Raw genomic sequence first — 20235 nt, 5'->3', positions numbered from 1 at the left:
TTATTAGTCGTTATTAGTTTTTTTCCATGATTAAAAGTTAAATAGACGATAAGCATGGTTTCTTTACGCTCATGGTCAAATTTTAGAATATAATATTGTCGATTAAAGAATTCAAATAAAACTAAAAAAACGACATTATAAAGGGTTATAATATAGTTATCCTAAAATTGGTCAAATTTTACAACAGATTCAAATATTTTTAAATTTATAACAGCCTCTTTTTAATTGAAATCTGATAAAAATGAATAAAATTGGCGTGTTAATTTATCTTCAAAAGGGTCTGTTCTTTTAATAATTCATCATCAAAAAGGACAAATTGATATTTAACGAACTTTGCATTATTTTTACTCCATCCCCCACCCCTCATCACTCGACACAAAATTCGCTGTCCGCACATTTTCTTCTTCCAGATCCACACGAGACAGTTCAGCGAATGGTGTTTCATTTTCGAATGATGTCCGATATTCCACGGTGGCACTTTGCCCATCGTCAGCAGTTTGGATGTTCACTATTTCCACTATTTCTTCATCAGCTATCCTAACCCGTTGTATTTTCGGATCATTTCCCCCAGACTCTACAAGGTACGGCTGTGCCTTTTCAGTAAACGTTATCAATGGTTCCCCCACCTCGGAAAGCTTTTGGGAAGATTGAATCGACACCAAACCTTCCTCTTCCAAATCGAGATCCAACATCCTTTTCGCATCCTCGGGGTCGCCAATATAAATATCTTCTACTAATGGCTTGGGGTATGAATCCTGCTCCTGAAGCAACGTCATGGCGGTTTCTTTGCTAAGCTTCTCTGAAGAGTCACAAGAAACAAAAAATAGGGATAATAGACAAAGGGCAAAAATAACTTTCATAATTATGGTTTATGGATTCTCCTTTATACATAACGTGCTTTTCCAGAAAGTGATATAACAAACGGCATAAAAAAGGAGAGCCCGAAAGCTCTCCTCAAATTAAACTCATACTTTTTTACCGCGAGATTTCTTGGGCTTAGCTTTTCCTTCATCCGCTTCAGCTTTTTGGGTCTTTTTATTTTTAGTCGTTTGACCCGCATCCTTTCCTTGATGACTATCCTGCTTCTGTAAGCTTTCACGTTTGACTACTCGACGTTTCTGATCATAAATATTCAGATTTTTGTACTGTGGAACGGCCTCAATGAAATATTTGGATTCTTTACCATTTTGACTAATAGCGACCTGTTGCGCATTCCCTTTTTGAAGTGAATTGATGAGTGCTTTCTTTTGATCATCGCTGCCGAGTTCTTTGATTGGATACATCCCCAGGGTTCTGTTCAAGTCATACCCATATTGATCGCTGAACTGCTTAATCTTAAAATTGCCAAACTGATCGGTATTCTCAAAATCCAGTTTCAGCCATGCATTGTATTTCTCGCCGTCCCTGTTCACCAAATTTTTATATACGGATCGACCTTCCAATAAATTGAACGCTTCCTTGGCCGTGACACCATTTCCCTTATTCACGAAGAAAGTATGATCGCGACTGAATCCTGCTTCCGAGTTCAGTAGCTTTGCGTCATAACGGTTAAAAAAATACATACCGGTCGTATCTGATTTTTTGAAATGAAGCTGGTAGTCCATTTTGTTATTATAATGAGGGATTTCAATTTCTAATTGAAATTCTTTTTGTTGATCTGCGATATTCTTTTTCAACTCCTCACTTAATTTGTCACCGAAACCGAAATACTTTAAATTGGTTTCTAAAAATTCTAGGTTTTGTGTGTTCATATATTTGATTATTAATAGTTTCTGATATACTTCATGTACATTAATCTTCAGGATATTTCGCTCTTTCAGACCATAATCCCTGGGTAAACTGTCTATTAGCTCATTTGACTGATCTTGCATTTTCGATATCGGACCTTTTGATTTTTAGATACAGATGCCTCCCTCCTTTCTTTTCGTAGATTTCAATGAAAAGCGCTTGGTCTTTTGCAATGGCAAACTTTTCCAGTGCGAAGACAATCTGTCCTCTTGTATTCCCCTCAATCGTTCTGTCGAATACTCCGTAAGAAGACACTGTGGTTAATTTTCTTTCTTGGGTCACCGTTCGTTTTGCGACGTTCAGATCGCGGATAGAAAAACGGATGAAGTCAATATCAAAATTGATGTTCGATTGATTCATCAACCTTACTTTATAAAAAAGTGTATTATCGGAAACAGCAATATCACCGACTTTCGCCTTGACCTTTCCGTTCTTGTCTTTACTGATTCGATGAAATACTGGACGACGGAAAACTTTCTTAGTGACCTCGTCTATACTCTTGTCCGTAATCCCTTTTGAGATAAAAGCTGAATCCGAAGCATGGCTGAGTCCTAATGACCAAGGGTTAAAGTGAGCGGGCGTCCGTGCAAACACGTCACCAAACAATCCCAAAAACACTGGAATTAAATAGATTATAATTTTCATATTGTGGTGGATTAGTTTTAAAGATTATTGTCCCGCAATAAGAGTTCATACCCGGCTTTTACTTTTATCCGTATCTGCTTTACCTTTTTGCCAAAAAGCCCTTTCGCAGCCTGAACACCGGCATTTGCCGCTTGGTCAGATAGCGAATTATCCATGGTTAAAAGCTGAACGCTTTGCACTGCATCGTTTACTCCCGTTTTCGTAGCGTCGCGGGTAATCGCACCTGGAATGTACAGACCCTCCAAACCGTCGAGATCATAGGCAGATAAGGATACCGTCAGAATTGAATTTTTATAGCGGAGTGAAGGAATATCGATATTCAACCGTTCATCACGAATTGAAGCAACCCCGTAAATGAAATCATTCTTCGGGATCAACACATCGTTGACAACGATCGTATCAAGTAACCTGAGCTTAATCACAGAACCTGAGACAATATCAGCAGTTTCATGAATTACGGCATGAATTGTATTCCCAGCTCCGTGCTTATTCATGTTAGACTGATACGCATGGATATCCGTGGAATCGGCAACACGAACCTGAGGCATTTGTTTAGCATCGGCATTGTGAAACGCCTGCTGCTCTGTCTGCTCAGCTGAGACGCCTGGATTTTGTATTTTCAAGATTTTGTCCAAGATCACGTTCAATTGTGCCATTTCTTTATCCTCGCCCTCCGTATCCTGAAAGCTCATCATCAGGTTCTCAAGGCGTTCAACATCAGCACCCATATCCGCAGCCGACGCATTTTTAGTATTTGATGCACCAAAGGAAGAAACATCCGCTTCATCTACAGCCTGTCGATCCAATTCTTCGTTGATCGCCTGAAGCTTCTCATTGATCAGTATTTCGTTGGAGTCTTCTTCTTGTCCAGAGTCTCGAAAAGCTAGAGAATTAAATACATCCTCCTTCTTTGCTTTCAACTGTTCTTCTTTCTTCCTTTCTAATGCCTCGTATAGACTGAACTTGTCTTTGTCCTCCTGTTCGTTGAATTTCGCTTCTGGCAATTCGGTACTCAATGATGAACGGTCTTTATGATTCGAAAAATCTCCCGTACCTGTCCCTCCTCCCATTGCCCAAAAACCCATCGTGACAAAAGGAAATACGAGCAAAGGGAGTATTAACAGAAACCTGCGTCTACGTTTGGTTTCTTCTGATTGTTGTGTTTTCATAAAATAAATTTTAAAGGATTAAAAAATTGATTGAAAAATGAGCATCAAGCTAACCGCACTAAAAAAAAGACTCACCAACAGAAGCAACAGTTGCTTCTGGAACTTCGAATAATGAGCGGTCTTTTTGTTCAAGTAAGAAGCAACTCGTATCTGTATGTTTATGATTCGCGTCGCTATCCGTTTTGCTGTCTGATCGTGCTCTGCGCTTGTCTCACCACTGCTGTGTTTTTTCCTGAAAAGCATGTTAATTCGGTTCTAGAGAGTGATCACTGTTATCGATTATTCGCCACTGTTCGATTAAAAAACCATGTGGGTTATTATCTGACCTGCTCACGCTTCTCAAGAAACCTTCCGTTACCAGAACCCGGTTTTTTTGCGATGTTGATCTCGTCAATTCTTGTGTAGCATAGCATCGAAACATGTATGGGTATTGATCGATATCAAGCACGATACTATCAATCTTTATACTTTGACTGATATTGGCCGCAATCAAATCCGCATAATATCCTTTCTCTTTTAGATTGTCGTATTGTGATTTTGCTGATCCATCTGCGAGATAAAGCGCATTTCGAATATTGGTTTCGATGACCTGATCATCAGGGTCGAGCGAAAAGAAGTACTGGTGAAAAGTCTCTACATGGTCGCGGGCTTCTACCTGTATGTTGTCATTCCTATTCGCAGCGAAGGCTTCCATCACCTTCCCGTTTGCAAGTATGTAAATCCGATCCTGTGCTGTCTGTATCGCTTCATAGCTCTTTGTCAAAGCGAAAACTGAAATACATAGACAGACAATAATGACCACAATGGTGAATGCTTTCACATGTTTGAAAGCTGTGTCTATATTCTTAAGTTGTTGAAACATAGGTTTAATGTTTAATTGTTTTTCCCTGAAATACGATCCTCTTGGAATTTTGACTGCGAAGATTCGTTATTATCGAAATAGCCTGATGACTGACCGAAGGACGCCATTCCCTGTTGCATGCTTCCTTTTTGGTTTCCGAGAGCATCGGCCATCATGCCACCAGCTGCACTCCCCGTGGACATGATCGTATTCGATGAACTTATGATAACCGAGTTTACTTTATGAAGCAGTCCATTCCCACCACCTGCGTGAACGACATAATTGGCAATATTCGGCACGGTGAAATATCCAGCAATACCGATAACCATAAAAATCAGATAGGCAGTATCGGTCGAGCTGAAAAATGTGTCACCAGCCCCCTCTACCTGTGAGATGTCCAATTTCAACATGTTCTCCTGAATCTTACCCAAGATTGAACTGAAAATATTGGCTATGGGTAGCCAAAGAAACACATTGATGTACCTAGCCAACCACACGGTCAATGTATGTTGAAATCCGTCAAAGACTGCAAAGCCGAAAACCAACGGACCCAAGATCGCCAGAACAATCAGGCAAAAAGTCCGTATGGTATTGATACAGAGAGCAGCAGCTTGGTACAAAACCTGTAGCACTTCGCTCATCCATTGTTTGATCGAGTTTCGAAAGTTGTAAGATTGCTTATCCATCCAGAACTTCATGTCATTGCTGATGCTCTCAAAGAAATTTTCTCCCTCACCAAGTGCTTCTTCCGGATGGGTGTATTTATACCACTTCTCCCGGTCGCCCGACCCCGTTTCGCCGACATACATATCCCAGGATCTTGTGTTTTTAACAGCTTCCTCTTTCCGTTCCAACAAGACCGATATGGCTTTATTCGAATCGCTCACCATCCCCGAGGTCGCATCCACGACCGGCTGGAGCACACCGTTCATTACAGATATCACCGAAGGGAAAAGCAAGATTGCCAACCCCAAAGCAAACGGGCGTAACAAAGGGTAGAAATCTAAGGGTTCAGCAGATGCTATCTGTCGCCAGACCCTCGAAGCGATGTACCACAACGCGGCAAAACCTGCGATCCCTCTAGCCACGCCAATCAACTTACTGGCAAGTGGCAACATGTCATTGTATACCTGATTCAGAACACCTTGCAGTCCAGATATATCACTTGCCAAACCTTGTGCGAACAGATTAAAAGGCAATAGCAATCCAATGACCATCAGACTGATGATCATAATCTTTGAATTATTCATAATTTATTGTTTTGGGTTCAATTCAAACAGCCATCGTGAAGATTCTACGTTACCAGATTCTCTGCTTCGCTGCATAGCAAGAATCATGGTATTGCGGTTGAAGGATCGAAGAAACTGGAGCTTATCCTGGGTTTCTGCAAATATCCGGTCGATCGCCTTCAAACGTTCATCATCCGTCATGCTTAATTTGGAAGAAGTAATAACAGTCGCCAATGCATCTAAACTTTTCAGGCTTCTTTTGAACAAGCCGGAATAAACCTTCCCCATATAATCGAGCTCTTCGACAGAAAATGATCCACTCGACCTGAACCGTCGAAATGCACTTCGATATTCTTCTACGATACTTTTTTGATAACGTATGATATCTGCTACCCGTCGGTAATTTTTAACAACGGGGCTTACAGACGATAAACCATTTATAAATGCATCGTGAATATTAAAGTTTCCTTCTGATATGTTTTTGATAGCCGTATAGCCTTTACTGACAACTTCATATCCTTTTTTCATATCAGAGAGGATGTTCTTCAACTGCCTGAGTTTTTCATAATTCAGCAGTAATTGTTGGACTTCTGCCGTTTGTGCATTCGCAGTGGCAGTAAGCCCGGTCAGTATCAACATAATATAGATTCCTTTCATCTTCGATTCTTTAAATTTTCATAAACATTCCTCAGAACGTGGATATCCCGCTTTTCCTGATCTTCATTCATTTTCAGCGTCTTGACCTTGCGAATAAAAGATCGGGAAAACTGAAACCTCCCTTCCATTCTCTGATGGATCTCCAGGATTCTTTCCAAACGCTCTGCATCCCGCATCTCCAACGTCCCTTCGGAAATAACCAGAAGCAACTGATCTAGATCAGACCTGCAACTCTCCAAAACTTGGTCACGGACCTCTTTGACATAAGCCCGGTCTTTCTCCCTCATCATTTCGGATGTCAGCGACTTGAAGCCATCCTGAATCGCAATTTCCCAATGAACGATGTTTTTGATTTCAGACATATTTGAAATTTTAGGGTTAATCAATGATAAAGAAGTAAAGAAAACGTTATGAAGATGGAACTCGCCATTCCTGAAATCTTTAATCAAATTGACACCGGTGCTAGCAATATCGTAACCGTCCTTTGCGTATTCTGCATATAACTTCATGGCTGCCAACTGCTCAAGGAGGTATTCCTTCTGCGTTGATTTCTGCTTAAAGAATTCGTTCCATGTCTGTGCTTGGCCTTGGTAAGACAAAATCACCAAAGCGATACTTGCAATCCATCTCATATCAATCCACTTCAATACCATACAGTTCCTGAACTTGCTTTACTTCTGTCAAGGTTTTTGACCGCTGCAGACTCATCAGAATATTATTCGAATTGAACTGACGGAGATCCGTAAAGTTCGTTTCGATCCGATCTGCAGCAGCGTTAATAAGCTCCAATCGTTTGGCGTCGCTCATTTGTGTCTTGAAGGAGTTTACAACCAGCAATATTTGATCTAGGTTCTTAGCACTATCTTTTAAAATACCGGTGTAGACACTTTTCATATAGTCCAAGTCGCTGCTGGTGAAATTTTTGTCTTGACTGGCCAAGTCCCAAGCTTTCTTATATTCTTCAACAAGCATCACCTGCTTTCTCGTGATGTCCTTAATCCGTTGATAGTAAGTGATTGCAGCCTTCACCTTCCACAAATCCGTATAGTATTTACTATAAAGCTCCTTTTGCTTTTCCGTCCACTTTGCTATCTCACCCAGTTTGACCTTAGATAATTGGTTTTCCATTACTTTCTGTGCGTTCTGCAACCAGATGGTCTCATTCTGCATTCGCTGAATTTTTAGATCCACGGCTTTGATCACTTTTTTAACCCCTGCTTTGATTACCTCCATGATCGCCAGTTGTGCATTTGCTTTTTGTGATGGCAAGGAAACCATAAGCACGATCATACTTGCAGGCATATAAATCATTAATTTCTTCATATTGAATATTTATTTACTATTCGTTTTTCAGTTCATTTGCTAGGATAGCTATCCCCTTTTCCATACTCCCGTATTTTTCGGCATACTGTTGCACCTTCATCTTCTCGCTTTCTTCCGTTGTATAGGCTAAGTATTCCTCAAGGCTGACTTCCGTTCTGTAGACCTTGCTCAATTGTCCTCCGAGACTGATAAACACCTCTTTATACCGACGTTTTGGATCGTTCGATTTATTGACAGAAAGAACCTGTACTTTTTCCTTTTCGGTTAAGCCCAACAACTCCTGTATCATGTCGAATTTGTTTTGGTATTTGCTCTGATCCAACAGAATTTTACAATCGGAGTTATTGATGATGGTCTCTTTGACTATCGGAGAACTGATTACATCCTCTACCTCTTGGGTAACGATAATTGCCTCTCCAAAGAATTTACGAACCGTTTTAAAAAGGTATTTGATATATTCGGCCATCCCCTCTTTGGCGATCGCCTTCCATGCTTCCTCAATCAGGATCATCTTACGAACCCCTTTCAGTTTCCGCATCTTGCTGATAAAGGTTTCCATAATAATCAGCGTCACAACGGGGAAAAGTATCGGGTGATCTTTGATGTTATCCAATTCGAATACGATAAACCGCTCATTCAATAATTCAAGATTCTCTGTTGCATTGAGCAGATAGCCAAACTCACCATCCTTATAGAATGGTCTCAAAACATAGAGCAGATTGTCCAGATCAAAATGTCTTTCCTTTACATTATCGGTTTTAAGCTGCTCGGCAAAATCTGACCTGAGATAATCGTAGAAAGTATTAAAGCAAGGATACAGATCGAGTTCCCTATCCAACTTTTCATAGTAGCCTTGCAGCGCATTGGATAGGGCCACATATTCTGGCCTTTCCAGCACCTCATCCTCTTTTTTCCACAATGCAAGGATCAAGCTCTTCAGACTTTCCTTCTTTTCTGTATCCAACGTATCGCCGGGACTGATGTAAAAGGGGTTGAAACGGATGGGGCTCCTTTCATCATAGGTAAAGTAATAACCTCCAACAAGATCGCATAAGCCTTTATAGCTGTGTCCCACGTCCACCAATAAAACGTGCGCACCCTGCTCATAATAGCTTCGTAACATGTGGTTGGTAAAGAAAGACTTTCCTGACCCAGAGGGACCCAAAATGAACTTGTTGCGGTTCGTGCAAACCCCTCGTTCCATGGGTTCATCTGAAATATCGACGTGCACTGGTCTACCGGTCAACCGATCGCCCAATCTGATACCTATCGGACTGATCGATGTCCTATAGCCTGTCTCCATATTCAGAAAACAGCATGCTTGTTCGAGAAAGGTATCAAATGTATCGTTCATTGGAAACTCCGCTGCATTGCCCGGTATACCTGCCCACCAAATCTGAGGGGCACCATCCGTTTCCTGTTTCGGAGTCGCGTCCATCTGTGCCAGAGCGGATGAAATCATCGTCTTTAATGGCTTTCTATCCGCAGGGTTGTCACTCCAGGCTAAAAGATTTAAATGCGACTTGACCGGTAAGCGTTGCTGACTGACCGCTTCGTTCAGAAAATCCTGAGTGGCGTCTCGGCCAACTGCGTTCTCTCTTGAATAGGCGGATAGGGACTGTAACCTCAACCGTTTCGATTCCAACCTTTTTAAGGTTTTAGACTGATCATCAATAAAAATGTATTGGTTAAAAATGTGGTTGCAGTTGAGCAGTTGCCCCAATGGTGAAACGAAGCCTACACTGCACTTTGTTCGGTCAGTGCTATATCGATCATAGGTGATTCGAGCTCCACAAAGAGACGGCAGGTTTTCAACATCAACCAGACTGAACAGTTGGCACCGTTTATCTCCAACCCGGATCCCATCTTTTAAATGGATGTCCGTGATCGATCGTGACTGACTACCATCTTGCAAAAAGTGATAACGTTCTAATATTCCGCTTTCCTTCTTCGTTCCAATCAACTGATCCGTATTTAGCTGTGCAACTTTTACTAAGCCGCTATCTAACAATATCCTTTGAAATTGATTCGCTTTGTCTACGAAATCGTTAACAGTTTCCGTCTCTAACATCTCGGAAGGAACTACTGACCTGCGGAATAAACTGGAAACAGCTGAAGTCGACTGGCGCCTACCCTTTGCCTTTTTAGTGAGAAAAACATAGCATGCATGGTTCAAAAACGGACGTTCATTGAAGAACCGTTCACTGCTTCTTGACAGAAAACTCATAGAATCCTTGGTCGGTTGCTTATCGAAAGCGGGTTTATAAGCATCTTTCACAAACCAATCCTGCTTATGAAAGCAGCTATGCTGGGGTAATACCCGTATCGCTTTTATCCATGTCTGGTGCAATGCCTCATACTCGCTATTCGAAAGTGAGAATATCTCCGGGAGCTCGATTTCAAACCCGATCGTGATATCCCCGGTTGTTGAAACCAGTACATCATTTTCAACCTTATAAATCGGCATTATTTTCTCGATGTCAATCGGCTTCGCCATCACCCCTCCTTCCTTTATCATTTTTTAGATGAGAATCCAGATTAAAAAAAAGACGACGTGATCGGAACCTAATATATTCGGGAATGTATTTTCTCGCCAATCTTTTCAACAGTCCATGTTCACCATATTGGAGACTTAAACGAAATACCGTTAGAAACAATCCAACGCCCAAGCCTCCAACAACAAGAATACAGATGTATAAATTGATTCCCATAATGTACAGAATCGCAAAAAGCAAGAGGAGGATTACCAGTCCAATACCCAAATAGGTAATGTACTGCGCCTTGAACCCTTTGAATTCGATCGGTTTATTGATCCCTTTATTGATTTTATAGATACTCGCCATATTTATACCCCAAAGAATGATTGTAAAACTGTTGCCACTACAACCAGGAATACGCAGCTGCCAAACCAAGCGGCAGCAACCTTTCCGGTATCATGATCTCCGGCATTCCATTTCTGGAATACCTTGACAGCCCCGATCAATCCCGATACCGCGCCTATAGCATACATAAGGTCTGTACCTGTCGAGAAATAACCTTTTACTTTATTAGCAGCTTCGCTGATCCCCGCATTTCCGTCTTGTGCGAAAAGGCTTCCTGCTGTGAATACCAAAAGAACGGTTGTGATAATGGTGAATATTTTTTTGTTGGACATTTTCATTGGATTTGAATTTAATTTCATGTTGATGTTGATTAATGGTTTTCTTCGGAGGTTTCTAGTGAAGGGAACTCGAGAGCATCGGAATCAATGCTTTCTGCGTCTTCGTCATACACTGCCGCTCCCATTACTTTGTTATTTTTGGGAAACGGATTACCTTTTTGCTTTCCGTTTTTAAACCGCTGGAAAAGTGAGAACATTTCAATGCGGTAATAAAGCAGGATGACGACAGAGTAGTAACCGGCGATGAGAATCGCCAAGGCTTGCAGGTACTGCAGCCAGGAAATTGTTGTTAACATAACCTTCAGTTTACAGAACAGCTCCATTGCTGAACTGAAGGCAAAAGTGGAAATCGTATTGGTTAGTAATCCACACCTTTAGGGTGAGATGTGTTATTTCAGATCATCATAGCACTTGAAAAGCTCTAAGCAATACAGACTTTCTGTTATCTTAGCATATCCAAACGAATTCAAATGTTAAATGTCAACAGGTCATTAGTTACTACTTATTCTCAGGTTTATGGAGCTAAGAAGGACATCAATGATGTGGACCTTTCTGTATTAGATAAGAATACATGGGCAAAGGTTCTAACTCGACTCAATCATTTAGCAAGAACTGAAACTGAATATTCCATCGAAAAGGTTATCGGAGATTGGTTTTCAATCGAGAATGCTGAATATGCAAATAAGGTTTTTCAGAAAATTGCTACAGCCTATGCCGATCAAGGCATAGATCCTAGAGGATTAGTAACAATTAATATCTGGAGTAATCTTACCCTTCTAGAATTGATCTTAAAATCCAATAATCAAGGTGATAAAACGTTAGATAATTTTCATTCTGAGAAGGAGCTCTTTGACATTTATCTTGCAATTAATGAAATTTACGGTGAGAAATCAGATGGAATTTTTGCAACAGTGAGTAGAGATGAATCTCCTGATATCGTTGATTACTTAGGAAGAGTCACCCTAACTCTTTTGATCTCCTATCACGATCTTAATCACTTTGAAGCGGTAGAGCTTTTAGTTGTGAATTTTATTAAATCATATTATTGCCTAACTTTCTTAGTAGAATCTCATCCAGACTTGTTAGCACTTTTTTTACAACAATATGGAGTAGATACTTGGCGCGATTATCTTAAGGGTATTCTTCCTATTACAAGTCATGCTATTGCAACTGGCAACCATTCTGGATTAAATTATTTAAATCTTAATGGATCAGAAGACAAGGAAAAGTCAAGAAAATTCTTGGATTACTTGTCTTTGGTCGATGAATACACATACCGAACAACTACAGATTTTCTGCACGCCAGATCTAGGCCACTTTTCAGAGTTGAAGAGGACAATTATTTGATTTTAGACAAGGTTTTAGCAGTGAACAGGGTTCATAATTCCATGTTCTTCGAGTTATTAAGGTTGGCAGAAAAAAATATCAATCTCAATCCGAGATATCGAGATTTCTTTTCATTATATACCTATGATTACATTGAAAAGTATCTAAGTTACAAAATACTTAACAAAATTTTTGAGAAAACGTCTTATTTCAGAATATCAGGAGAAGACATTATTGCTAAATATCATATTGATACTGAACCCGATTTCTATGTCAGAAATGGCAATAAGGCTTTTATATTTGAAGTAAAAGGGAGTATGCTTACCGGCAATTCCAAACAATCCTTTTCTTACGAAATAATTGAGAGGGAACTTAAATCGAAATATCTATTTAATGAAGACGACAATGAGAAAAAAGCGATAGCGCAACTTGCAGAAAGAATCCAGATACTCTTTTCTGATGGAGCTGAATATGATAAGCATTGCTCGTCAAAAAACATAAGAGTATTTCCGATCCTAATCGTCTCCGAATTAGCGTTGACAACGCCAGGAATTAATTACTTGATGAATCAATGGTTTTGGTCTGAGATCGAAAAACACGAGATTCTTCGATCTAATAAGCATCGAATAAAAGATCTTTTAATCATTGAGATCGACTTTTTGATCTTGTATTCTGAGAAGCTCCAACAACGAGGGTTATTTGAATCCCTGATCCATGCTTATATAAAATTCATTGATAAACGTAAAGTTCGTCCCAACTCAGGCCACCGGAATAAAGTTGAACTTGAAAAATCCATAATGAATGCTTTAATTCCTTTCAGTGCTTTTGTCAAGGATAAAATTAGAGCACGAACCCCAGATATTTTTATGGAGTTCGGCAAAGACGTCTTGAAAGACGAATAATAACCTTGGAAGAATCAATTGGCTTGCTGCTTTCAGTTACTCACTAAAACCTTATCCTCTTCAACTCCGGCTTCTTCAGTTCATTCTTACTATCCATCTTTCTGATCAGAGATGTCTTCAACTTATCCAAGAAAACAGTTCGCTCCTTTTTCCGGTTCGAGATGTCAGTGAATTTGTGATAATAGTATTTCAGATCAACCTGGAGGATATTCTGAAAATAGGATATAACGCTCTTGATCTGAATGTCGCCATTGTTGAATGATCCGCTCTCTACCAATGCATACAAAAGCTCCACAAGGTCAGACTGGTTACCTGTCCACTTGATCGGCACATCGGTCTTCAGCGTTGAATCCTGGTTAATGACTTTACTTTTTAAAACCAGAAACTCCTGAAATTGCTCATTCGCTATCAGCTTGGATATCTTATAATCATGGCTTGTTGAAAAACTTTCATCACCATGAAAATCATCCAGTTCTGCAAAGGCATCAAAATTCTCCCGAGTGAAATAGCAACGGTCTAGATGGGTAGAGCCAGATCTATAGTATTGATAAAAAGCTTGGTTTTGTTCGAAAAAGTTATTCAAATCCGCCAGTTGCGTTCTTATAAATTCGTTAAGAACCGCATCCGTACCCACTGGTTTTTTGATTTCATAATTGTAGATATTGATGTAATAAATGTATTTACTATAAAACCTTGGTTTAATGCATTTAAAGAACTCGATCTCCTCTTCCATCGTTCCAAAGAAATACCCATTCAAGTATTTCTTTAAAATCGCCATCGCTTTTTTACTAAGGGCAATCGCTTCTTTTAATCGTTGACACTCGGAGGTTGCTTTTAGTGAAACGGCATATAATTCTGTTTCAAGCGCATAATACAAACGGTCAGAAAATTGTTTCATAGGGACATCATAAATTAAAGCTTCAGGAAAATTTGATGAAGCCAGTGTTATAGAATATGAAACCAAAACTGGCGAAAATGCAATCGGTTGTAAATACTTTTTAAGGAGTATTCACATACCTAAAAAGTAGTATTTGTAGTTAAAAGACGCATAAAACACTGTTTAAGCCCTTTGTTCCATTTTATGGACCAATTCGACACGATTACACACACCGGTTTTATCATATACATTCCGCACGTGTGTCTTAACAGTAGATTCGGAAATATATAGCTTTTCAGCGATCGTTTGGTACTTGTTTCCTTCACGTAGTAATTGAACAATTTCTATCTCCCGATTGGTAAGATTATAATTCTGACTATTCTCGTCAAACACCGAAGATTTATCTTCATTCAAACTCAGTTCCAATAATTGTTGATACTCCAAACGAGCGGTCTTTACGGACTTGGACAAAAACATAAACGTGATAACAATAAGCCCGCCGTTGGTACAAAGTACTTCGACACGCTGCCCCCAATCGAAATAAGCGATAAGCGGCATGGCTGCCCAGGGAATCACGGCAGCATACATTGCCAACACCTCCATGAAACTTTCCTCATTCCGATCTTTGAACTTAATACGTATGGCTTTCAGGATTTGCCATAGAATGACAAACGAATAAAAGAACGGGATGACAACCCCATTCTTGATCGCAAAATCCAGATTATTGTCCACAGAGTAAACGATTACGAAAAAGATAAAAAAAGGTAAAAGGAAGAATAGCAAAACCCCGTAGATGGCATGAAACCTCAACGAGTTCAACTCAAAGGCTTTGTAAAAATAAAATGGAAAATACGAGGCCATGAGGAATCCACAACCATAGGCAATACTGTTCTGTGCTACGATCGGCAGAGCGATTTCAGGATCAGGGAACAATCCGCCCGTAATGTTGTACACGATAAGGATCAACAGTAAAATAAGATAATAAAGTCGTTGTTTCTCCTCAGGACGTGACAGATAGTAAATCAGTTGATAAAAGAACATAACGGACTCCAGAACAACAAAAATGAATGTTATCAGGAGCATCTCGGTACCAAATACTTCCATATCGCCCTAACTAACGTATCCCCTATTCAAAAAGTAAAGATTATACGAGAGGTTCAACTCGTTATAAATATCAAATCCGAACTTTTTATACCATGGGATATTCGTAAGCGTAGACGTCTCGAGATAGACAGGCCGCTTCATCTTCTGGCTTTCCAAGATAAGCTCATTCATTAATTGCGACCCAATTCCCCGCCCTTGCTTGTCTGGGTGTACTCCAATAAACCATAGGTAATACATAGGTACTTGCGGCTGCAACTTTTTTATGCTTGATTCCCTTTTTAACGCTTTCCCGATATTAGCAATACCAATGCAGTTCAAAACCAATTTAACATCGAGCATAATCATTGAAAGATTCGTTTTTTTCCGATCGGGATATAAAACGAGGGCAACAGCCTCCCTATCGTCCGAAAGATAAACATCACCAAACCGCCGACAGACTTCAAAGGAATAATCCATCAACGCACGGACTTTGTCTTCGTTATTGCCAGACGAACTGGCGATATAATTTACACTTCGATTGTTTTTAAAGGATTCAGTAAGGATATCAAGAATCAGAGCTTTATCATCATAATCTGCTTTCTTCATGGTAAATTTCTTTTAACGACAGGAAACAAGCTAAAAATTAAACAAAATTATTATTGATTAAATTCAGGCACTTATATTGTAAACGAACAGCAATTTGAAATATTGTCACTCACAACTTCATATTTCTCATTTTCGGCGTCTTAGGTTCATTTTTTAATACCTCCCCATTCTTAGGCCTATCTTGTTTCATTCCCAACTCCGCGGCAACAAGTTCTTGGATATCTTGTTTGATCCGATAGTAATTCATCTTAACGATCCCTGAATCGACGCTCCGCACCTTTGGGATAGGTTGATAAGCGGATTCCTCTTTTTGTAATGCACCATGATCATTTTGAATATGGTTGTGGAACATCTTGAGTTTTATCTGCTCGTCAGGGTTGTCAGCAACCATCCCCACAAATTCACCGGAAGAGAGGGACGATATTTTCGATGCAGGTATCGCAGAGTCCAACTGGGTAGATTTACTGACCGATGTATCGGAACTATTAATCGAAATACTTTTTCGCTGCTGCTGGATTTTCCCAAAGCGCTCCGAGAGATGCTTCGCTGTGTCACCCGTAACTTGTCCGGATATGACATTCCCGATGATGTTTAGGATCACTTCTGCCTGTTCCCTACCGTAGTCCTTTTTCAGCTGACTATAATCCTGCACCGCGAGGGTCGTCGCCACCTGATTCGATCGTGCCGTGGCAATCAAACTATCCATATTATTAAAATAGATCGTGGGAAATTCATCGAAGATCAAACTGGATTTACATTTACCTTTTTGATTTACCAGTTTTATCATCCGAGAAATATACAGGCTTAGAACAGCTCCATAAACCTGTTGTTTCTGCGGATTGTTCCCAACACAAATAACCTTCGGATCATCTGGGTTATTTAGGTCGAGCGTAAAGTCATTGCCCGATAGAACGTAATATAACGCCGGTGACGATAGCTTAGCCATACTTATCTTGGCACTCGCTACCTGACCTTCCAGTTGATCAAATGCTTCATTTTTCCATGCGGATACAAATGGATTGATCAAGACTTCTATTTCCGGTTCTCTATCCAGTACGGGAAACAAATATTGATAGTCAAGCTGCATCAACTCGATTACATGGGGCAAAGTGCAATAAACCCCGTCGTGGTACTTTTTAAGATACCAGATAATCGCTGTTAGAAAATTGATAGGTGATTCAACAAAGAAATCACCCTGCTTTTTTATCCATTCTCGGTTCAACCCCAACATAATTGTTCTCGCTGCTTCCGTTGCATCTGTAATATCATTCATACCCTGTGGGTCAAGAGGGTTACAACGGTGCGTGCGATTCAGATCATCAAAATTGATTACATAAAACTTTGAACGGTTTTTATCCTTTAACAGCGTGTTGTAAGCTATCCGACTGAGATCATCGTATTTAAAATCATAGATGAACATCGAAAAGCCCTTTTGAATATGTTGGGTAATGATATGCCGGATCGCAAAGTAAGATTTTCCAGAGCCGGGAGTCCCCAAAACCAAGAGCCCGCGAAATGGGTTGATAATATTGATCCAACTATCGCGGGACATTCCTTCATAGAAGTATTTGGCAGGTAAGTTTATGGAGTATTCATTGCTGATTTTCCTTTCCTCCTGCGGGAACGTCTCATTCTCGTTGTTGAAGATGTCATTCATCAAATTCATTTTCAACAACCTCGTCAGCCGTGTACCTTTGCTTAAAACCAAAAGATACCCGATAACACAAAAGCCTATATACAAAGCGACCAGTACCAGTAAATCCAGATCCAACTGAAAAGCCAAAACACTGCCATAATATAATCCAAATCCTAGAAAAGCATATAGAATCAACGGTCTCACGTTTGCCTTTTCATCTTTCCGACCTCTAACACCTAAAAGAGAAACCAGAAGCAATCCCAAGGCCCAGGTTTTAACCAAAAGAATTGACTCAAAAATCTTGATCATGGATATTTTCCCGATGATATGATCCGTTACCTCTGAGTAAAATCCAGTCTGATGAAAGACCTGATAACAGGATACATAAAAGTGGAGCACCAGAATCGCAATAGAAAGAAGCCTTGTAAAATCCGCTACTTTCCGTAATCCTTGTTCATTTTCACCAGTTCTCATAGTTCGCTAATTTTGAATTCGTCTTCTTCTTTTCTTTCTTTTCCGTTTCAGCTCGTTGTTCTCAAGGTTATCATCAAACTCAGGTTTCAGCAATTCTTCTAATAGACTCCCTTTTCCTAAGTAAAATCGCCCTACTGTTCCATATGTAATCGGTGAAAGGTATTGAGAACTTTCGTTCGATCCACTCAGCCTGTAAGCCTTACCAGCCGTTTTTGATGACAGGAACCATTGGCTTAATGCATTTGCACTATATGCCTTCCCGAGATCACTACCATTGAAAAGACATTTTGTATTGTGGTCAATAAAAGTTACCCCATACAAACGACCTTCGCTATTTCTTCGAAACAGGACATCAATACCATATGTGGGCAATGCTCGTTCAAACCTTTCTGAGGTTATTTTATTTTTCATAACCCGATCAATTGCAGCCTTTACCTGATCCGCATAGGGTTTCCTGGCAATTTTGTTTGAGGCAAACTTTAGTTCCAATTTCTGTAAGGTTGGCGACCTGTGGATGCTACTTGCTTTTATCGGAATTCCAACCTTTTTGCCATACTCGTCCAGTGCCCAATACCGAAGTCCTTTTTTAGCATACATCACTGAATCTCTAGAACCACGGTCAGCAAATACATTATAACAGGAAAGCACGGCGTTAAACTCCGGGAGACTGGTAAACCGATACGATTGTATCACTCCATGCACAACATTTGAGATCGCCCGCTTGGTATCGTCCTTCCCATAAAAGACTTTTGACAATGCAAGAGCTTTGGATTTATACAATTCCCTATGCTGTTGGGCCGGAACCAACCCGCATCGCTTTTCAATCAGTTTCCGTGCTTCTTCGGATTTTGTTTTCCCAAGATTGTGCAAGCTAATACGCTCACCAGAATGCCTGATGTTCGTCGTCACGATATGGATATGTGGGTGACCGGCATCTTTATGTCGGTAGACCAGAAAAGGTTGATCTCCGAAACCGATCCCTTCCATGTAGTCACGGGCGATTGCATTCAACTGCGTTTCATCCACACGCTCGTTTACCGCAAAGTTCAATGAAATATGTACGGCGTTGGTCTTTGCTCGTTTGTTCCTATTTGTCAAATTCTGAAAACGCCCTAGCTTATCATGGAAGTTCAACCGTTGAACCTCCTTCTTAAACCCACTTTGCCAGATCAATTCCGCCTTTCCCTGATCCACTTTGTTTTCGTTGTAACTGAGCGCTGCCCGAATACTTTTGCCACTTATTATTTTTGCGACCATATCTCCGATAAAATATCCATCCTCTCCTTGGTCTCTCTTATCATCGGCTCCACTTGATCCCGTAAGACAACCATCACACCCTCCCATATTTCGGCATCCGGCATCCCCATAACACTGTTTAGTTTATGCACCGCCTGGTTAAAGTTATTACCGATATAATTGATCTCCCTTCGGATCCGTATCAGTTCCTCCTGTGAATCATCGATCGATCTGTTCCGATAGGTGAAGGTTAGCGTTTTGTCGAACAATATCTCACGCATATATTCGCTCATATTCTGCGACGTCGATTTGCGAAACCCTTTCTCTATAATCTTGTACTCATCCGAGTTAAACCGTAAGGTTACCCGTCTAATTCTGTTTTCCATTGTTTCATTTTTCCAGAGCAAAAAAATCCGACTTCGGAGGTATTTTCCAGCAAATAATCTGACTCTGGAGGCAGCTGTAAATTTCCGTTTGTCTGACAAACGTACATCTTGCTATTACCTCAGACGGTAATTAACCGCCCTCTCAATTTTAAAGAATCATTAACTTAGATTTACTGCGCAGGTATGGTCGCGTCCGTTGTCTTTGCCACATCCAATCGAGCGCTTTGGCTCGCCAGTTTTTCACCCAGACTCCCCTTCTTCCTTTCCAGTTTCTTTCAGAATATTCATCAAAAAAAGCGATGGCATCGTGGGTTTCGAACCCTTTTTGATCAAAGAAAATTTTAATTTCCAAGAGCTTAGGAATATCCCCGGTCCGGTTCTCCGTCATATACTAGCCATCCAACATATCCCTATGATTACACTTCTTTGCTTCCATCATGGAAAGGATATCCTCATAATCGTAATAGATGGAACCCCCGATCTTTGTGAAGGGCAATGTGCCAGTATCACGAAGTGTTTGCAGAAAACCATGGGAGATCCCGAGGAGTTTTTTTACCTCGGTGGATTTCAGCCATTTTTTTGCCGGCTTACCATTGCCCTCTTTTACGATCAATTTGATTTCATAAAGCATTTCTTCTTTGAAACTTTCAAGATCGCCAATGGTCAGTAATTGATCTTTGGTTGGAAGCAGTTGGCGTGCCCTTTTCTTTTGTTGCATTATTTGTGTCATAATTCATGATTTTGAACTACAAATGAAGATAGAAGGATCACTGGAACTTCACCATTACCCCATGAGTTGTGTGTTTTTATTGATTTAATGAACTAAGTCTCAATGATAGTCTAACAACAAAAAAGTTCTTGCTGTCGTCTATTTGATCTCTCCCTGAAAAATTGAAT

The 20235-nt window shown here is 40.3% G+C and carries 22 protein-coding genes; 1 reads left to right on the top strand and 21 read right to left on the bottom strand.

What is annotated here, in order from left to right:
• Window positions 1-344 precede the first annotated feature (344 nt).
• The 13 genes from D3P12_RS06975 to D3P12_RS06915 all read right to left on the bottom strand — a co-directional run bounded on the left by D3P12_RS06975 (window position 345) and on the right by D3P12_RS06915 (window position 11108).
• Window positions 345-860, bottom strand: coding sequence for a hypothetical protein (locus D3P12_RS06975; RefSeq protein WP_157970276.1), 516 nt, complete (start codon window positions 858-860; stop codon window positions 345-347).
• A 105-nt stretch (window positions 861-965) separates the two neighbouring features.
• Entirely contained in the window at window positions 966-1871 is a 906-nt protein-coding gene (locus D3P12_RS06970) for a hypothetical protein (protein WP_118194301.1), read from the bottom strand.
• The gene (locus D3P12_RS06965; protein WP_118194300.1) at window positions 1852-2433 is read right to left on the bottom strand and encodes a DUF4138 domain-containing protein; all 582 of its coding nucleotides are present in this window, start codon (window positions 2431-2433) and stop codon (window positions 1852-1854) included. Before D3P12_RS06965 ends, D3P12_RS06970 begins: the two co-directional genes overlap by 20 nt.
• Window positions 2434-2450: 17 nt before the next feature.
• Window positions 2451-3602 (bottom strand): conjugative transposon protein TraM, encoded by a 1152-nt coding sequence (gene traM / locus D3P12_RS06960; protein WP_118194299.1) that lies wholly within the window; start codon window positions 3600-3602, stop codon window positions 2451-2453.
• Window positions 3603-3846: 244 nt separating this feature from the next.
• The gene (gene traK, locus D3P12_RS06955; protein ID WP_118194298.1) at window positions 3847-4464 is read right to left on the bottom strand and encodes a conjugative transposon protein TraK; all 618 of its coding nucleotides are present in this window, start codon (window positions 4462-4464) and stop codon (window positions 3847-3849) included.
• Between the two features lie 11 nt (window positions 4465-4475).
• Window positions 4476-5693, bottom strand: coding sequence for a conjugative transposon protein TraJ (gene traJ / locus D3P12_RS06950; protein ID WP_205941070.1), 1218 nt, complete (start codon window positions 5691-5693; stop codon window positions 4476-4478).
• Between the two features lie 3 nt (window positions 5694-5696).
• The gene (locus D3P12_RS06945; protein ID WP_118194296.1) at window positions 5697-6329 is read right to left on the bottom strand and encodes a TerB family tellurite resistance protein; all 633 of its coding nucleotides are present in this window, start codon (window positions 6327-6329) and stop codon (window positions 5697-5699) included.
• Window positions 6326-6961, bottom strand: coding sequence for a hypothetical protein (locus D3P12_RS06940; RefSeq protein WP_157970275.1), 636 nt, complete (start codon window positions 6959-6961; stop codon window positions 6326-6328). Before D3P12_RS06940 ends, D3P12_RS06945 begins: the two co-directional genes overlap by 4 nt.
• 1 nt (window position 6962) lies before the next feature.
• Window positions 6963-7652 carry a conjugal transfer protein TraI gene (locus tag D3P12_RS06935; protein ID WP_118194294.1) on the bottom strand — a complete coding sequence of 230 codons (690 nt, stop codon included), beginning with the start codon at window positions 7650-7652 and terminating at the stop codon, window positions 6963-6965.
• A gap of 16 nt (window positions 7653-7668) precedes the next feature.
• Window positions 7669-10170 (bottom strand): TraG family conjugative transposon ATPase, encoded by a 2502-nt coding sequence (locus tag D3P12_RS06930; protein ID WP_245977407.1) that lies wholly within the window; start codon window positions 10168-10170, stop codon window positions 7669-7671.
• Entirely contained in the window at window positions 10133-10495 is a 363-nt protein-coding gene (locus D3P12_RS06925; RefSeq protein WP_118194293.1) for a DUF4133 domain-containing protein, read from the bottom strand. Before D3P12_RS06925 ends, D3P12_RS06930 begins: the two co-directional genes overlap by 38 nt.
• Before the next feature lie 2 nt (window positions 10496-10497).
• Window positions 10498-10806: a DUF4134 domain-containing protein gene (locus D3P12_RS06920; protein ID WP_245977474.1), complete on the bottom strand. Its 309-nt coding sequence runs from the start codon at window positions 10804-10806 to the stop codon at window positions 10498-10500.
• A gap of 38 nt (window positions 10807-10844) precedes the next feature.
• Window positions 10845-11108, bottom strand: coding sequence for a hypothetical protein (locus tag D3P12_RS06915; RefSeq protein ID WP_157970274.1), 264 nt, complete (start codon window positions 11106-11108; stop codon window positions 10845-10847).
• 174 nt (window positions 11109-11282) lie between these two features.
• Here D3P12_RS06915 and D3P12_RS06910 point away from each other — a divergent pair, with 174 nt between their 5' ends.
• Entirely contained in the window at window positions 11283-13040 is a 1758-nt protein-coding gene (locus tag D3P12_RS06910) for a hypothetical protein (protein WP_118194290.1), read from the top strand.
• Between the two features lie 43 nt (window positions 13041-13083).
• Here the strand turns inward: D3P12_RS06910 and D3P12_RS06905 are convergent, their stop codons facing one another.
• From D3P12_RS06905 to D3P12_RS06875, 8 genes are all read right to left on the bottom strand, one after another.
• Window positions 13084-13938 carry an RteC domain-containing protein gene (locus tag D3P12_RS06905; RefSeq protein WP_157970273.1) on the bottom strand — a complete coding sequence of 285 codons (855 nt, stop codon included), beginning with the start codon at window positions 13936-13938 and terminating at the stop codon, window positions 13084-13086.
• 162 nt (window positions 13939-14100) lie between these two features.
• The gene (locus D3P12_RS06900; protein WP_118194288.1) at window positions 14101-15021 is read right to left on the bottom strand and encodes a response regulator transcription factor; all 921 of its coding nucleotides are present in this window, start codon (window positions 15019-15021) and stop codon (window positions 14101-14103) included.
• 6 nt (window positions 15022-15027) lie between these two features.
• Entirely contained in the window at window positions 15028-15606 is a 579-nt protein-coding gene (locus D3P12_RS06895; RefSeq protein ID WP_118194287.1) for a GNAT family N-acetyltransferase, read from the bottom strand.
• 109 nt (window positions 15607-15715) lie between these two features.
• Window positions 15716-17716 carry a conjugal transfer protein MobC gene (mobC, locus tag D3P12_RS06890; RefSeq protein WP_118194286.1) on the bottom strand — a complete coding sequence of 667 codons (2001 nt, stop codon included), beginning with the start codon at window positions 17714-17716 and terminating at the stop codon, window positions 15716-15718.
• 6 nt (window positions 17717-17722) lie between these two features.
• Window positions 17723-19060 carry a relaxase/mobilization nuclease domain-containing protein gene (locus D3P12_RS06885; protein WP_118194285.1) on the bottom strand — a complete coding sequence of 446 codons (1338 nt, stop codon included), beginning with the start codon at window positions 19058-19060 and terminating at the stop codon, window positions 17723-17725.
• A complete protein-coding gene (locus D3P12_RS15325) occupies window positions 18958-19338 on the bottom strand; it encodes a plasmid mobilization protein (RefSeq protein WP_157970272.1) in 381 nt (126 codons plus the stop codon). The genes D3P12_RS06885 and D3P12_RS15325 overlap by 103 nt, the downstream gene beginning before the upstream one ends.
• 148 nt (window positions 19339-19486) lie before the next feature.
• Entirely contained in the window at window positions 19487-19726 is a 240-nt protein-coding gene (locus tag D3P12_RS06880; RefSeq protein WP_118194284.1) for a hypothetical protein, read from the bottom strand.
• Window positions 19727-19729: 3 nt separating this feature from the next.
• On the bottom strand, window positions 19730-20068 hold the full coding sequence (locus D3P12_RS06875) for a helix-turn-helix domain-containing protein (RefSeq protein WP_245977406.1): 339 nt from the start codon (window positions 20066-20068) through the stop codon (window positions 19730-19732).
• Window positions 20069-20235: the final 167 nt, after the last annotated feature.

Source organism: Pedobacter indicus (assembly GCF_003449035.1).
Taxonomy (GTDB): domain Bacteria; phylum Bacteroidota; class Bacteroidia; order Sphingobacteriales; family Sphingobacteriaceae; genus Albibacterium; species Albibacterium indicum.
The sequence above is the reverse complement of the archived record's forward strand: the minus strand, read 5'-3'. Positions and strand labels throughout refer to the sequence as shown.